Source organism: Ferrimonas lipolytica (assembly GCF_012295575.1).
GTDB classification, from domain to species: domain Bacteria; phylum Pseudomonadota; class Gammaproteobacteria; order Enterobacterales; family Shewanellaceae; genus Ferrimonas; species Ferrimonas lipolytica.
The window spans coordinates 2,901,526-2,917,866 of record NZ_CP051180.1 but is presented as its reverse complement, the minus strand read 5'-3'; the positions used below and the strand labels follow the sequence as shown (position 1 = coordinate 2,917,866).

9 protein-coding genes, 1 tRNA gene and 3 rRNA genes are annotated in these 16,341 nt (G+C 49.2%); 11 read left to right on the top strand and 2 right to left on the bottom strand.

Translation table 11 applies throughout. The features are described from left to right. The first annotated feature begins 71 nt into the window (after positions 1–71). Positions 72–1,433, top strand: coding sequence for an L-serine ammonia-lyase (locus tag HER31_RS13385; protein ID WP_168661138.1), 1,362 nt, complete (start codon positions 72–74; stop codon positions 1,431–1,433). A gap of 76 nt (positions 1,434–1,509) precedes the next feature. Here HER31_RS13385 and HER31_RS13380 read toward each other — a convergent pair whose 3' ends face one another. Then, positions 1,510–3,915: a putative bifunctional diguanylate cyclase/phosphodiesterase gene (locus HER31_RS13380; RefSeq protein ID WP_168661136.1), complete on the bottom strand. Its 2,406-nt coding sequence runs from the start codon at positions 3,913–3,915 to the stop codon at positions 1,510–1,512. Positions 3,916–4,283: 368 nt separating this feature from the next. Between HER31_RS13380 and HER31_RS13375 the strand changes: the two genes are divergently transcribed. From HER31_RS13375 to HER31_RS13365, 3 genes are all read left to right on the top strand, one after another. Further along, on the top strand, positions 4,284–4,643 hold the full coding sequence (locus HER31_RS13375; protein ID WP_168661134.1) for a DUF3302 domain-containing protein: 360 nt from the start codon (positions 4,284–4,286) through the stop codon (positions 4,641–4,643). Positions 4,644–4,645: 2 nt separating this feature from the next. Next, entirely contained in the window at positions 4,646–5,641 is a 996-nt protein-coding gene (locus HER31_RS13370) for an HlyD family secretion protein (protein ID WP_168661132.1), read from the top strand. A gap of 89 nt (positions 5,642–5,730) precedes the next feature. Then, a complete protein-coding gene (locus HER31_RS13365; protein WP_202983560.1) occupies positions 5,731–6,006 on the top strand; it encodes a helix-turn-helix domain-containing protein in 276 nt (91 codons plus the stop codon). Positions 6,007–6,074: 68 nt separating this feature from the next. On the opposite strand, the gene udp is transcribed toward HER31_RS13365, so the two are convergent. Further along, positions 6,075–6,833 (bottom strand): uridine phosphorylase, encoded by a 759-nt coding sequence (udp, locus tag HER31_RS13360; protein WP_168661128.1) that lies wholly within the window; start codon positions 6,831–6,833, stop codon positions 6,075–6,077. Positions 6,834–7,379: 546 nt separating this feature from the next. Here udp and HER31_RS13355 point away from each other — a divergent pair. From HER31_RS13355 to HER31_RS13325, 7 genes are all read left to right on the top strand, one after another. Then, positions 7,380–8,936 (top strand): 16S ribosomal RNA (locus tag HER31_RS13355). 316 nt (positions 8,937–9,252) lie between these two features. Then, positions 9,253–12,141: ribosomal RNA gene (locus tag HER31_RS13350) — 23S ribosomal RNA — on the top strand. A gap of 81 nt (positions 12,142–12,222) precedes the next feature. Then, positions 12,223–12,337: ribosomal RNA gene (gene rrf, locus HER31_RS13345) — 5S ribosomal RNA — on the top strand. The 16S, 23S and 5S rRNA genes sit together here with 1 tRNA gene alongside, the layout of an rRNA operon. A 47-nt stretch (positions 12,338–12,384) precedes the next feature. Continuing rightward, positions 12,385–12,461, top strand: a tRNA-Asp gene (locus HER31_RS13340). 867 nt (positions 12,462–13,328) lie between these two features. Then, on the top strand, positions 13,329–14,738 hold the full coding sequence (dnaB, locus tag HER31_RS13335; RefSeq protein ID WP_168661126.1) for a replicative DNA helicase: 1,410 nt from the start codon (positions 13,329–13,331) through the stop codon (positions 14,736–14,738). A 3-nt stretch (positions 14,739–14,741) separates the two neighbouring features. Continuing rightward, complete coding sequence (gene alr / locus HER31_RS13330; protein WP_168661124.1) at positions 14,742–15,818, top strand: alanine racemase; 1,077 nt, start codon at positions 14,742–14,744, stop codon at positions 15,816–15,818. Positions 15,819–15,854: 36 nt separating this feature from the next. Beyond that, a complete protein-coding gene (locus tag HER31_RS13325; protein WP_168661122.1) occupies positions 15,855–16,280 on the top strand; it encodes a secondary thiamine-phosphate synthase enzyme YjbQ in 426 nt (141 codons plus the stop codon). Positions 16,281–16,341 lie beyond the last annotated feature (61 nt).

Genomic DNA, 16,341 nt, shown 5'->3' with positions numbered 1-16,341 from the left:
AAAAGTACCCTTTATAGAAGCCGGGCTTGCTGGTCCGGCTTTATGTTTTCTATCTTTCCGAGGTTATGCAGATGTATAGCGTATTCGATATTTTCAAAATCGGTGTTGGTCCTTCTAGTTCGCATACAGTCGGACCGATGAAGGCAGCGAAAACCTTCGTTGACGATCTGCGTAATAGCAACAAGCTTGGTAACGTAACTCGCATCAGTGTTGATATTTATGGTTCACTCTCGCTAACTGGTAAGGGTCACCATACTGATATCGCTATCATTATGGGGCTGGCTGGCAACAGCCCAGAAAGCGTTGATATTGATAGCATCCCTGGTTTCATTGAGCAGGTTGAGCAATCGGAACAGTTAGTGGTTGATGGCTCTCACGTTGTTGAGTTCCCGCAAGGTTCTGTGACCTTCCATGAAGAGACATTAGCTCTGCATGAGAACGGCATGTCTATCCACGCCTACCAAGGCGAATTCAGCATCTATTCAAAAACCTACTATTCGACTGGTGGCGGTTTTGTGGTTGATGAAGAAAACTTTGGTAAGCCAGACAGTAACCTCAAACCACTGCCGTACGGTTTTACCGATGCGGAATCGATGCTGGATCTATGCCAATCAAACGGCATGAGCATCAGTGCGATGGTGATGGAAAACGAAAAGGCGTATCACAGCGAAGCGGAGATCGCGGCAAACTTTGCCCAGGTGTGGAATGTGATGCGCGAATGCATCAACCGCGGCTGCTCAACTGAAGGTTTGCTCGCTGGACCTCTGAGGGTGCCACGTCGCGCGGCGGCATTGCATCGTCAATTGGTTTCTAGTGCCTCTCTTTCAAACGATCCAATGGCGATTATCGATTGGGTGAACATGTTCGCGTTAGCGGCATCTGAAGAAAACGCTGCGGGTGGTCGTGTAGTTACCGCGCCGACAAACGGTGCTGCAGGCATCATCCCAGCGGTATTGGCTTACTACGATAAATTTATCGAACCAGTAGGCGTTAAGCAGTACACCACTTTCTTCTTAGCAGCTGGTGCTGTGGGTACCCTATACAAGATGAACGCCTCTATCTCTGGTGCTGAAGTTGGCTGTCAGGGTGAGGTTGGCGTAGCTTGTTCTATGGCTGCTGCCGGTTTGGCTGAGCTTATGGGCGCGTCTGCGTCGCAGGTCTGTATCGCTGCTGAAATCGCAATGGAGCACCACCTTGGCCTAACCTGTGATCCAGTTGCGGGTCAGGTGCAGGTGCCATGCATTGAGCGTAATGCGATTGCAGCAGTGAAGGCTGTCAACTCAACTCGTATGGCTATGCGTCGTAACTCGGATCCATGTGTTTCGCTGGATAAGGTTATCGCGACTATGTACGAAACCGGTAAAGATATGCACCCTAAATATCGTGAAACCTCTCGTGGTGGTTTGGCGATTAAGGTATTGAACGTGTGCTAATTGGCCACTTCGCTTAGAACTAAAAAAACCAGCCATCGGCTGGTTTTTTTGTATCTGAACACGAGATATCAAACTGTTATCTATCGGTCGGTTTGCCCGCTAAAAAGTCACTGATCTGATTGGCTGGCAGCGGTCGGCCTAAGTGGAAACCTTGACCATAGTGGCAGCCTAAGTCACGCAGTTGTTCAATCTGTTGTAATCGCTCAACACCTTCAGCATTGACGCTGATCCCCAGTTCGTTACACAGGGTAAAGATGGCACTTACTACGGCAGCAGAACGGTTGCAATGGTTCATTCGACTGATGAAGCTACTGTCGATCTTCACTACTTCAATAGGAAGTTGATGCAGATGGCTGAGAGAGGAGTAGCCGGTACCAAAGTCGTCCATAATCGAACGCACCCCAATATTTTGGAGCTGTTTTAATAGCTGAGCTGCATTCTCTTGATGGTGCTGAACTCCTTTTTCGGTGATCTCCAACAGCAGGTGTTTCGCTGCTAGTTTGTTAGTCGCTAAAGTTTTGATGATGACATCGAAGCTATCGTTACGACTAAACCATTCCGAGCAAAGATTTATACTCACTCCAATACTCTCAAGACGAGGGTATTTGGTTAACCACTGTGCAAAGTGCTTGGTCGCGGTTTGGAGCACCCAACGATCGAGCTCGATGATCTGTCGATTCTCTTCCATCATTGGTAAAAAGTCTTCCGGCAGCAGTAACCCGCGGGTAGGATGACGCCAACGCGCTAGTGCTTCAAAACCACACAACTTACCGGACTCCAAAGTCCATGTTGGTTGGTAATAAACTTCGAACTGTTCGAATTCCAGTGCCCGTTGTAGCTCATTTTCTAAGGTCATCCGCTGTTGGGCAGCCTCGCGCATACTGGCATCAAACACAACTGGCTTCTTACTGTGCTGATCTTTGGCGCGGTACATTGCAACGTCGGCGTCGCGAAGTAACTCTGACGGTTCTTGGTATTGCTCATCGCCAAAGGCGATGCCGATACTGGCACCGCTGTAAACCTCTTCATTATCGATGTAGAAAGGACGAGAAAGCGTAGCCTGAATGCGATTGGCAGTATTGATTGCGTCTTCAGGCGAGTTAAGGTGCTCGACCAGTATTGCAAACTCATCCCCCCCTAAACGGGCGACGGTATCAAATCCACGTAAGCAGTTACTTAACCGCTGTGCTACTTGACGTAGTAGATGATCACCAGTGAGGTGGCCAAGGGAGTCATTAATTACCTTAAAGCGATTGAGATCCAAAAATAGCAACGCATACTGAAAAGACTTATCGCGCTTGCGCACTGCAAGCACCTTGTTAAGGCGCTCCATGATCATGGTGCGATTGGGTAAACTGGTTAAGTCGTCGTGTAAGGTGTCATGACGTAGCTGACTTTCTATACGGCGACGTTCGGTGATCTCATGTTCTAACTCGGCGGTGCGTTGTTTAACTGCTTGTTCGAGCTTTAGTTGATTGTTTGCTAGCTGTTCTTGGGTACGCCGTGTGCCAATGACGTTAGCAATATGATGTGCGACATAGCCGAGCAGTTGCCGCTCAGCGACGCCGTAGGCGTGATCATCATGGTAATCCTGTAATACTAAGCTGCCAAGCACCTCGCCACCGAATCGCATTGGCGCTGCAAGCACACAAGCAGAACGTCTGCCCAGCAAGGTAACTTCACCATTATCGAACAGCGCCTGCATTTGCTCGCGGGTGAGCAATAATGGCTTGGCTTGCTGCATCGAGTACTCTGTGATGCCATTGTATCCTTGCCTAGGAGTGAAATCTTCCAGGTTTTCATTAGCGGTATACACGAAGTCAATCGTGTCTTCGCCCACTTTCAATGCGATGACAAAGTGGGTTGCCGGCATAAGCTGAGAAAGCAGTTCGTGAAAACGACCATACAGCGTATCCAGTGGCATTTCGCTTTGACACAGTTCAGTTAGCTCACACATCACTTGCAGTGACTTTTGCGATTTTCGTTCCGCTTGCTCGGCAATCTTGGATTCAAGCTGCTTATGTTGGGACTGGAGATGCGCAAGTGCACTGGCAATGGCAGGAGTCAGAAGGTCGAGCAGTTTTTTGTCGTCATTGGTAAAGCGGTAGCTGTCATAGGTTTGTAAGATAACGCTGGCAACTAATTGTTGCTGCTGCGCCACAATAATCCCCATCCAGCTGTGGGGTAAATTGCCAATCAAGCTAACCTGACCACGATTAATCAGGCTCAGCACTTCCATTTGATGCAGCACCGCGGAGCGGCCATGGCGCATCAAATAGTGAGTTACGCCATTTTCTAGATTGGTAGGGATTACATTATTGAGATTGTCTTTAATCCACATAAGCTTTGGCCACGCACCACTCATGTCGCACAACACCATATTCTCCGCTGGCATCTCAGTGCCAATCAGCTTTTGTAACGCTAAACAAAAGCTATTCAGATCGGCAGCACTACCCTGCATTTCGCTGATCTTAACATTCATCGCTTCAGCTCTAGCTTGGATCGATGTGGAGTTGGTTTTAGATAAAGACAAAATGGAAATAAACCTACTATTCGCGTGAACTGGTAATAGTGCCATGTTGAATATAAATGCACCACTAATAGCAAACAGATAATTCTAGAAAATATCCAGCTTAGTGTTTGATTTGTTACCTAAAGTAGAAATTTCTAAACATATCCTAAAGTGAGTCAAGGTCATGCTAACTCGCAAGTAAGTTGGAGTTATTAGGAATGCTCACTATTGCAGTTTTTGTTGAGGATTTTGTTAAATAGGTAGCGTAATTGTTTAGTGGTTGTGTGTTGGTCTGGTATATTCAATTCTTAAGCTTAGCAAGCCCTTAGGAATTCGATATGGCTTTAGATTATGTGGCATTGGCTATTTTAGTGATTGTGGTTTTGGTGTTGTTCTACGGCATCATCATTATTCACGACATCCCCTATGAAATTGCCGAGAAGCGCAATCACCCCCATCAAGATGCAATTCACGTGGCTGGTTGGGTGAGTTTGTTTACGTTACATACCATTTGGCCGTTCCTTTGGATCTGGGCTACGTTGTACCGCGAGGAACGAGGGTGGGGATTTAAGGCTGCAAGTAATGTCAGTCAGTTAGACAGTGAGCAAAGCAAACAAATAGAACAACTCACGCTTCAAGTTGACCAACTTCGAGTGCAAGTCGAGCAACTGCAGCAAAACCAAGACAAGGAGCAATAGTCATGGATTTACTGTTACTGATGACTTACGGCGCCATCTGTATTGTCATATTTAAGGTATTTGATCTCCCTCTAAATAAGTGGACAGTACCAACCGCTGCACTTGGTGGAATTGTACTGGTTGGCGCTTTAGTGTTACTGATGAACTACAACCATCCGTTTACAGCATTAGCGCGGCAGGTTTATGTCACCACACCGATCGTCCCTTCAGTTAAAGGACTCGTTACCGATGTACCAGCACAGGCGAACACCCCGTTAGTCGCAGGCGATGTGCTGTTTACCATCGACTCTCGTCGTTACCAAGATGAAGTAAACGAATTGGCCGCTGTCGTAGAGTCGAAGACAGCGGAGCGGGACCGAACCCAAACTGCATTTAAACGATACCAAACCGGTTATAACAAAGGCGGTGCCTTTACTAAGCAAGAGCTAGACAATCGCCGCCAACGTTATGCAGCGGCTGAAGCCGATTTAAAAGAGGCCGAGGCAAAATTACGTAAGGCTCAGTACGATTTAGAAGAAACCATTGTTAGAGCGCCGGCTGATGGTTACATCACTCAGGTAGCACTGCGCAAAGGGGTAATGGCTGTTCCTTTCCCGTTCTCACCTTCGATGATGTTTGTTGAGAGTTCGCATAGCCGAGTTGCCGCCGCCTTTAACCAGCGTTCTTTATTGCGGGTAAAGGCCGGTTACGAAGCCGAACTTATTTACGATGCCTTACCGGGCAAGGTGATTAAAGGACGAGTAGTGCAGGTCTTACCTAACATTGCCGAAGGTGGCTTTCGCACCAGCAGTAACCTGATTAGCTCAGACGTCTTGCGTAAACGCGGCCGCTCTTTTGTCGAGATTGAGATCTTAGAAGACATGAGCAAATACAACTTGCCTCAAGGGGTGCATGTTGAGGTAGCGGTATACTCAGATCATTTCGCCCACGTTTCTATCATGCGTAAGATTTTGCTGCGGATGAAGAGCTGGCAGAATTACTTGTTCCTCGAACATTAATAGCTAAGTCACGTGCGTGTGTGATGCTGTTGTTTGGTGGTCTTACCGAGTAAGGTGAGGCCATTAACGTTTTTGAGGATATGTCACGGATGCTAAACCCTACATTTTGTCGACGAGTGTTATTGATGCTCACCATCTCTGAGCTCGATCGTCCGTCGGTACCGATGCTGATGAAAACCTTAGGTTGGCCACGTCGTACCGTACAGGATGTGATTAAAGCCTTAGCGGGAATGGGGGTAGAGGTAAGCTTTATCGAAGATGGTGTTCGCCATAATGATGGCTACTACCAGGTCAGTGATTGGGGCAGCGTAAACCAACAATGGGTCGCGCTGCATCGAGAGCAACTACAGCAAGCACTGCTGTAGTGCCTTTCTCTATAAAGTAAGATCAAAAAAGGGCTCGTTTGAGCCCTTTTTTGTTGCTGTGAATCTTCTTAGTTCAACATGCGACGCGCTGCATCTACAACAACAGCAATGGCATTTTTTTCGGTTTGAGCCATGGTTGCTTCTGACGGGATTTCTTGTTCAGTACGATTAACGATAACCCCAGCAACACAACCGGCACGTAAGCCTAATGCGGCACACATCGTTAGCAGTGTTGCTGACTCCATTTCGTAGTTCAACACACCAAGAGCTTGCCATTCCTCCATTGAGCCTTGGAAGCGCTTGATTACTCGTTTGGAAATAGTGTCGTAACGTTCTTGGCCAGGATAGAAGGTATCTGAGCTAGCGGTAATACCAATACGAGGGGTTTGACCAATACCATTACTGGCCTCAACTAACGCTTGGGTACAAGCAAAATCGGCAACTGCTGGGTATTCGGCTGGTGCAAAGTGATAGCTAGCACCATCCAAGCGTACTGACCCTTGGGTAACAATAAGCGAACCAACGGGAATGTCTGGCTGGATAGCACCGGTTGTACCAATGCGAAGGAAGGTGGTTATTCCTAGCTGCGCTAGCTCTTCTACTGCGATAGAAGTGGAGGGGCCACCGATACCAGTGGAGCAGACAACCACCGGCTTACCGTCCATCTTACCTAAGAAGCTGGTGAACTCGCGTGTTGCTGCGAGCTTGGTTGGCTCATCCATCAAGCTGGCTATGCGCTCTACTCGTTCAGGGTCGCCAGGGACGATTGCAACGGTGGCACCTTGCAGCATGGTCTTTGTTAAGCCTAAGTGGAATACATCACTCATGATGACAATACCTATCTTTTATAATCCTACCGCTAGTTTAGACACACCTTTTGGTTTGGGTATATAGAAGAACTCAGTAAAGATGATAAACCACGGCCAAGTTCAAACTTGGCGCAAAAAACGAACTAAATTAGCGATATTTGTGGGTAACTCTGTGGAAATCTCGGTATTGGCTGTGTCTTTGACCAAACGGTAAGAAAAGCACAAATAAGCGCTTGCGGCAGCAAAGAATCTCCCTATAATGCGCATCTGTCGACGGGGCACAGCCACTTACCAAGTAAGCCGCTGAGCATTAAATCGACACTCGGAAAAGCCTTTAAAAATAGAGCTTGACGGGGAAATAGGAAAGCGTATTATACGCCTCCTGCTTCGGCAACGAAGCCAAGTTCGCAAGAACTGCTCTTTAACAATTTGTCAGACAATCTGTGTGGGCACTCACGTAGAATTGAGAAATCATCATTTTCTCGATATTTACTGAGTGACTATACGAAATTCAGTATTCATTGAGTGTCTAGCTCTTAGGAGTTGGACAAAAAATCAAATCTTTAATTGAAGAGTTTGATCATGGCTCAGATTGAACGCTGGCGGCAGGCCTAACACATGCAAGTCGAGCGGAAACGATGATGATGAACCTTCGGGGGATTCATTAGGCGTCGAGCGGCGGACGGGTGAGTAATGCTTAGGAATTTGCCCAGTCGAGGGGGACAACAGTTGGAAACGACTGCTAATACCGCATACGCCCTACGGGGGAAAGGAGGGGACGCTTCGGCACCTTCCGCGATTGGATAAGCCTAAGTGAGATTAGCTAGTTGGTGAGGTAAGAGCTCACCAAGGCGACGATCTCTAGCTGGTTTGAGAGGATGATCAGCCACACTGGGACTGAGACACGGCCCAGACTCCTACGGGAGGCAGCAGTGGGGAATATTGCACAATGGGCGAAAGCCTGATGCAGCCATGCCGCGTGTGTGAAGAAGGCCTTCGGGTTGTAAAGCACTTTCAGCGAGGAGGAAAGGTCAACGGTTAATACCCGTTGGCTGTGACGTTACTCGCAGAAGAAGCACCGGCTAACTTCGTGCCAGCAGCCGCGGTAATACGAGGGGTGCAAGCGTTAATCGGAATTACTGGGCGTAAAGCGCATGCAGGTGGTTTGGTCAGTCAGATGTGAAAGCCCCGGGCTCAACCTGGGAACTGCATTTGATACTGCCAAACTAGAGTCCTTGAGAGGGGGGTAGAATTTCGGGTGTAGCGGTGAAATGCGTAGAGATCCGAAGGAATACCAGTGGCGAAGGCGGCCCCCTGGCAAGAGACTGACACTCAGATGCGAAAGCGTGGGGAGCAAACAGGATTAGATACCCTGGTAGTCCACGCCGTAAACGATGTCTATTAGGAGGTTGTTCCCTTGAGGAGTGGCTTCCAAAGCTAACGCATTAAATAGACCGCCTGGGGAGTACGGCCGCAAGGTTAAAACTCAAATGAATTGACGGGGGCCCGCACAAGCGGTGGAGCATGTGGTTTAATTCGATGCAACGCGAAGAACCTTACCTACTCTTGACATCCAGAGAAGCGACCAGAGATGGACGTGTGCCTTCGGGAACTCTGAGACAGGTGCTGCATGGCTGTCGTCAGCTCGTGTTGTGAAATGTTGGGTTAAGTCCCGCAACGAGCGCAACCCTTGTCCTATGTTGCCAGCACGTAATGGTGGGAACTCATGGGAGACTGCCGGTGATAAACCGGAGGAAGGTGGGGACGACGTCAAGTCATCATGGCCCTTACGAGTAGGGCTACACACGTGCTACAATGGTCAGTACAAAGGGTTGCCAACTAGCAATAGTGCGCTAATCCCATAAAGCTGGTCGTAGTCCGGATTGGGGTCTGCAACTCGACCCCATGAAGTCGGAATCGCTAGTAATCGTAGATCAGAATGCTACGGTGAATACGTTCCCGGGCCTTGTACACACCGCCCGTCACACCATGGGAGTGGGCTGCAAAAGAAGTGGGTAGTTTAACCTTTCGGGGAGGACGCTCACCACTTTGTGGTTCATGACTGGGGTGAAGTCGTAACAAGGTAGCCCTAGGGGAACCTGGGGCTGGATCACCTCCTTAAACGACATGATTACTTGTTTTGCGCTGAGTGTTCACACAGATTGTCTGAAATCATTAAGTCTTTGACTTAATGATTTTGGCTCGTTGTTCATTTATGAATGACATGCTCTTTAAAAATTTGGAAAGCTGATAAAATTTTCTCGAGAAACTGTAAGAGTTTCTAAATAAACAATCTTACAAGTGTCTAAAGATATCCGGCGTTACACCTCCTACCCGGAGCGTGTAACTAACGAAAACATTTGGTTGCGGCATATTACTAACAATGACTTGCAAGTTGTTGTCAGTATTGCGAAAGCAAGACCCCTTGGGGTTGTATGGTTAAGTGACTAAGCGTACACGGTGGATGCCTTGGCAGTCAGAGGCGATGAAGGACGTAGTAACTTGCGATAAGCGTAGATTAGGTAGTAACAACCGTTGAGTCTACGATTTCCGAATGGGGAAACCCACTTGCATAAGCAAGTATCATTAACTGAATACATAGGTTAATGAGGCGAACCTGGGGAACTGAAACATCTAAGTACCCAGAGGAAAAGAAATCAACCGAGATCCCCCTAGTAGCGGCGAGCGAACGGGGGTTAGCCCTTAAGCATTTTAGAAGTTAGTGGAACAAGCTGGAAAGCTTGGCGATACAGGGTGATAGCCCCGTACACGAAAACGACTTTAGTGTGAAATCGAGTAGGACGGGACACGTGATATCCTGTCTGAATATGGGGGGACCATCCTCCAAGGCTAAATACTCCTGACTGACCGATAGTGAACCAGTACCGTGAGGGAAAGGCGAAAAGAACCCCTGTGAGGGGAGTGAAATAGAACCTGAAACCGTGTACGTACAAGCAGTAGGAGCCCACTTGTTGGGTGACTGCGTACCTTTTGTATAATGGGTCAGCGACTTACATTCTGTAGCGAGGTTAACCGAATAGGGGAGCCGTAGCGAAAGCGAGTCTTAACTGGGCGTCGTAGTTGCAGGGTGTAGACCCGAAACCCGGTGATCTAGCCATGGGCAGGTTGAAGGTGCCGTAACAGGTACTGGAGGACCGAACTCACTAATGTTGCAAAATTAGGAGATGACCTGTGGTTAGGGGTGAAAGGCCAATCAAACCGGGAGATAGCTGGTTCTCCTCGAAAGCTATTTAGGTAGCGCCTCGTGTCTTACCATTGGGGGTAGAGCACTGTTTGGACTAGGGGGTCATCCCGACTTACCAACTCCATGCAAACTCCGAATACCAATGAGTACAATCACGGGAGACACACGGCGGGTGCTAACGTCCGTCGTGGAGAGGGAAACAACCCAGATCGCCAGCTAAGGTCCCAAAGTACTAGCTAAGTGGGAAACGATGTGGAAAGGCTTAGACAGCCAGGATGTTGGCTTAGAAGCAGCCATCATTTAAAGAAAGCGTAATAGCTCACTGGTCGAGTCGGTCTGCGCGGAAGATGTAACGGGGCTAAGCTAGTCACCGAAGCTGCGAATGCTTATTTATAAGCATGGTAGAGGAGCGTTCTGTAAGCCGTTGAAGGTGGATTGAGAAGTCTGCTGGAGGTATCAGAAGTGCGAATGCTGACATGAGTAACGTTAAAGGGAGTGAAAAACTCCCTCGCCGGAAGACCAAGGGTTCCTGTCCAACGTTAATCGGGGCAGGGTGAGTCGACCCCTAAGGCGAGGCCGAAAGGCGTAGTCGATGGGAAACGGGTTAATATTCCCGTACCGCTAATTACTGCGATGGAGAGACGGAGAAGGCTAGGCTAGCGCGGCGATGGTTGTCCGCGTTTAAGGTAGTAGGCTGTTCACTTAGGCAAATCCGGGTGAACATTAGGCTGAGAGCCGATGACGAGGTGCTACGGCACTGAAGTAGTTGATGCCATGCTTCCAGGAAAATCTTCTAAGCTTCAGGTAATTAGAGATCGTACCCCAAACCAACACTGGTGGTCAGGTAGAGAATACCAAGGCGCTTGAGAGAACTCGGGTGAAGGAACTAGGCAAAATGGTACCGTAACTTCGGGAGAAGGTACGCCGCTGACGGTGATGGGACTTGCTCCCTAAGCTATTGGCGGTCGCAGATACCAGGTGGCTGCAACTGTTTATCAAAAACACAGCACTGTGCAAACTCGTAAGAGGACGTATACGGTGTGACGCCTGCCCGGTGCCGGAAGGTTAATTGATGGGGTTAGACTTCGGTCGAAGCTCTTGATCGAAGCCCCGGTAAACGGCGGCCGTAACTATAACGGTCCTAAGGTAGCGAAATTCCTTGTCGGGTAAGTTCCGACCTGCACGAATGGCGTAATGATGGCCACGCTGTCTCCACCCGAGACTCAGTGAAATTGAAATCGCAGTGAAGATGCTGTGTACCCGCGGCTAGACGGAAAGACCCCGTGAACCTTTACTACAGCTTGGCACTGAACATTGAACCTACATGTGTAGGATAGGTGGGAGACTATGAAACTTTGACGCTAGTTGAAGTGGAGTCAATCTTGAAATACCACCCTTGTACGTTTGATGTTCTAACGTAGGCCCCTTATCGGGGTTGCGGACAGTGCCTGGTGGGTAGTTTGACTGGGGCGGTCTCCTCCCAAAGAGTAACGGAGGAGCACGAAGGTTGGCTAATCACGGTTGGACATCGTGAGGTTAGTGCAAAGGCAGAAGCCAGCTTAACTGCGAGACAGACACGTCGAGCAGGTACGAAAGTAGGTCTTAGTGATCCGGTGGTTCTGAATGGAAGGGCCATCGCTCAACGGATAAAAGGTACTCCGGGGATAACAGGCTGATACCGCCCAAGAGTTCATATCGACGGCGGTGTTTGGCACCTCGATGTCGGCTCATCACATCCTGGGGCTGAAGTCGGTCCCAAGGGTATGGCTGTTCGCCATTTAAAGTGGTACGCGAGCTGGGTTCAGAACGTCGTGAGACAGTTCGGTCCCTATCTGCCGTGGGCGTTTGAGAATTGAGAGGGGCTGCTCCTAGTACGAGAGGACCGGAGTGGACGAACCTCTGGTGTTCCGGTTGTATCGCCAGATGCATTGCCGGGTAGCTAAGTTCGGAATCGATAACCGCTGAAAGCATCTAAGCGGGAAGCGAGCCTCGAGATGAGTTCTCACTGGAACTATAAGTTCCCTAAAGGGCCGTCGAAGACTACGACGTTGATAGGCAGGGTGTGTAAGCGTTGTGAGGCGTTGAGCTAACCTGTACTAATGACCCGTGAGGCTTAACCATACAACACCCAAGTGGTTTTGCGGATATCGCAGAGCTTGTGAGATTGTAGAGAAAGTCAGCTTACCAAATTTACGTTTTTTGTCTGATGACAATAGCGCTGTGGCCCCACCTGATCCCATGCCGAACTCAGTAGTGAAACGCAGTTGCGCCGATGGTAGTGTGGGAGTTCCCATGTGAGAGTAGGTCATCGTCAGACACCTTTTTAGATAATGGCTGAATGCAATTATCTGCACAGAATAGTGCGGAGTGGTAGTTCAGTTGGTTAGAATACCGGCCTGTCACGCCGGGGGTCGCGGGTTCGAGTCCCGTCCACTCCGCCATTATTTCGAATAAGCCCTGTCCTTTGGACAGGGCTTTTTTCGTTTCTGACGTTTGGGAAAATGGCGGTTGCGATATATGCGTCGTTGCGGGAGTGAAGGATGAACGAGCCAATAGTGGTGAAGCTTCAGTTCAGTTAGTCGACTTCTTATTTACAACGCAGCGGCCTGTCACGCCGGGGGCACGGGTTCGCTGGTGATAAGGGACGAGTCCACTGGGCCATTATTTGGCTGTGTCGTAGTTAGTTGTTGAAGTTTATCTTAAGCCTTCGGCTGTACCGATTGCGCACTCTTAAGGGGTTATGTCGCGGTGGCGACGGCACATTTTTGCATGCATTAGGGGGCGCTTTACCCCCTTTGGAATCCCCCTTGCCTTAGGTCGCCGTCCCAAACGCTTCGCTGAACTGCTCCAATGCGGCAGAAGATCAACGACGGCAGTGCTTAACCCTTTGTATCGCGACTCGCCTAGCCAGTGCTTTAACAGCCTTAGAAAGAACAACACTTAATTGGTACACAGCCCATTATTTTGTTTCTGGCGTTTGGGGAAATTGTAGGTCGAGTTTTGATGCTAGTTTGTATGATACCAAGTCGTCGACATTGGACAGATTGGGGTGTGCACTCAAGTTAAGATCACCCTGAAACAGCTATGTTGATCTTGAATAGGTTATCAACGGCTCAACCGTAGCCCTTGATTCTGCCGTGGTTGGCAGCAAAGATTACGAGAACAGACATAACAGTCCCTATTAGTGATGTGGTTTGGTAAGATCGCCGGCTAATGTTGTGGCCAGTATCGGTTAGCATACATTCAGAATACTACTGCCCAGCACGCTGGGTTAGCATCATTCTTCGTTTTATTTGTGCGGATATATCATGGCGGATAGCGGGTCTCGCGAACGACCGAGTAACAAAAAAGATATGGTGGATCAGCTTAAGATCCCACCCCACTCTCTCGAGGCTGAGCAATCGGTGCTGGGCGGCTTGATGCTGAACAGTGAATTGTTTGACCAAGTGGCTGAGCGAGTTGTAAAAGAGGACTTCTACAGTCGCAGCCATCAGCTGATCTATGAAGCGATGGCCAAAATAATGGAAACTGGTGAGCCGCTGGATCTGTTAACTGTGTCTGAAGAGCTATCTAAGACCGGCCACATTGAGTCGGTTGGCGGTATTCCGTACCTGTCTGATATCTCCCGTAACACCCCTAGTGTGGCCAACCTTACTGCTTACGCTGGTATTGTCCGTGAACGCGCGGTAATGCGTGAGATGATTAAGGTTGCCAACGAGATTGCCGATGCCGGTTTTAACCCAGAAGGGCGTGATTCATCACAGCTACTGGATCTGGCCGAGAGTAAGGTATTTAAGATTGCCGAAGCTCGAACTGACGCGAACGAAGGGCCAGAAACATTAAAACTGGTGCTGAATAAAACCATCGATCGAATTGAACAGCTGTTTAATAACCCTAATTCCGGCGGTGTTACCGGTGTCTCTACCGGCTATGCCGATCTGGATAAAATGACCGCAGGCCTACAGCCGTCTGATCTGATCATTGTGGCAGCACGCCCGTCGATGGGAAAAACCACTTTTGCCATGAACCTGTGTGAGCAGGCGGCGATGCACGAAGAATACCCTTGTCTTATTTTCAGTTTGGAGATGCCCTCTGAACAGATCATGATGCGTATGCTGGCTTCGCTTGGCCGAGTAGATCAGACCCGTATCCGTACCGGTGAGCTGGATGATGACGATTGGGCTCGTGTCACCTCCACCATGGGTATCATGATGGAACAGGGTAAAATGTACATCGATGATGGTTCCGGCCTGACTCCAACTGAAGTACGCTCTCGTGCCCGTCGTATTGCTCGTGAACACGGCGGAATTTCGATGATTATGGTTGACTACTTGCAGTTGATGCAGGTGCCGGGGATGTCGGAAAATCGAACTTTGGAAATTGCTGAGATCTCACGCTCACTGAAGTCGTTAGCCAAAGAGCTACAGTGCCCAGTAGTGGCACTGTCGCAGCTTAACCGCTCGTTGGAGCAGCGTGCTGATAAACGGCCGGTAAACTCAGATCTGCGTGAATCCGGATCGATTGAGCAGGATGCGGATCTGATTATGTTCATCTATCGTGATGAGGTGTATCACCCAGATACCGCAGAGAAAGGCCAAGCTGAGATCATCATCGGTAAACAGCGTAACGGGCCAATTGGCCGAGTACCGTTGACCTTCCAAGGTCGCTTTTCACGCTTCGATAACTACAGCGGCAGCAGCTTCGAATACGACGAGTAAGATATGCGTTTTTCTCCCATTGCTCAGATCAGCCGAAGCGCCCTTAAGCACAACATAGCTCGGCTGCGACAAGTCGCTCCTCACAGCAAGATCATGGCGGTGCTTAAAGCGAACGCCTACGGTCATGGGGTTATTCAGTTAGCCCAATGGCTTGATGGCGTCGATGGTTTTGGTTTAGCTCGTATTGAAGAAGCGCTGACGTTACGTGACAGCGGCATTGGTGCTCGCTTGGTGCTGTTGGAAGGGGTCTTCAATGAAGAAGATCTGGAACAAGCTGCACACCACCAACTTGATGTGGTGGTGCATGATGCTGAGCAAGTAGCGATGATATGCAATGCTGAGCTGTCGCAGCCATTGCGAATTTGGCTGAAGATTGATTCGGGCATGCATCGTTTAGGGGTTCAACCTGCTCAATTTGATGATCTCTATCAACAGCTAAGTCAAAGCAACAATGTGCAGCAGCCGATAAACTTGATGACTCACTTTGCCGTCGCCGATGAACTGGAAAACCCGCAAACGGTCAAACAGATCCAGTGCTTTAATAAGCTGACAAAAGGTCTTCCTGGTGAGCGTACGCTATGTAATTCTGCCGGTGCATTATCCTGGCCAGCGGCGCATGGCGATTGGATCCGTCCTGGGTTGGCGCTGTTTGGCGCTAACCCAATGGTTGGTGGCCGCGCCGAGCAGCAAGATCTTACGCCGGTGATGACTATGCGTTCTAAGGTACTAACGGTACGAGCGCTCGCAGCAGGTGAGCCGGTTGGCTACGGCCAGTCGTGGCGCAGTAATAAAGATACTCATATTGCGGTGGTAGCGATGGGGTATGGTGATGGTTACCCTCGCCATGCAGTATCGGGGACGCCGGTGTTGATTAACGGCAAGCGTTTTCCGCTCGCTGGTCGTGTCTCGATGGATATGATCACCGTTGATGTTGGCCATGCCAATGTTGAGGTTGGCGACGACGTGGTGTTGTGGGGGCAAGGGCTTGGGGTTGAGGAGATCGCCGAGTGTGCCAGTACCATTTGCTATGAGTTGTTATGTAGTACTACGGCACGGGTTGCGTACCAGTATATTGACTAATTGAACTCTTCCGGTGGTTGAGTAAGGACATTGACCATGTGGCAACAACAGCTTATTACCCTTCCTCAGTACCAGCGTGGCTTCCATCTTATTACTGATGCGATAGTGCAACGGTTGCCACAACTCGCTTATTTCGATGTTGGCCTGTGTCATCTTTTGATCCAGCACACTAGCGCCAGTTTGAGCCTCAATGAGAACGCCGACCCCACTGTTCGTGCCGACATGGAAGCGCACTTCCATCGCCTTGCACCAGAAAATGCCCCTTACTATCAGCACACTTATGAAGGGGCGGACGACATGCCTGCGCATATTAAATCTGCACTACTGGGCACTAGCCTAACCTTACCGATTCAGCGTGGTCGTTTAGCATTGGGGACATGGCAAGGGATCTACCTTGGTGAGCATCGTAATCATGGTGGTGAGCGCAACATCATCGCCACCCTGCAAGGCCAAGAGTTTTAACGTCCAATTTAATACTCATCTAGTTAAATAAATGTTAACTATGGACTTAAGTCGTAATCGA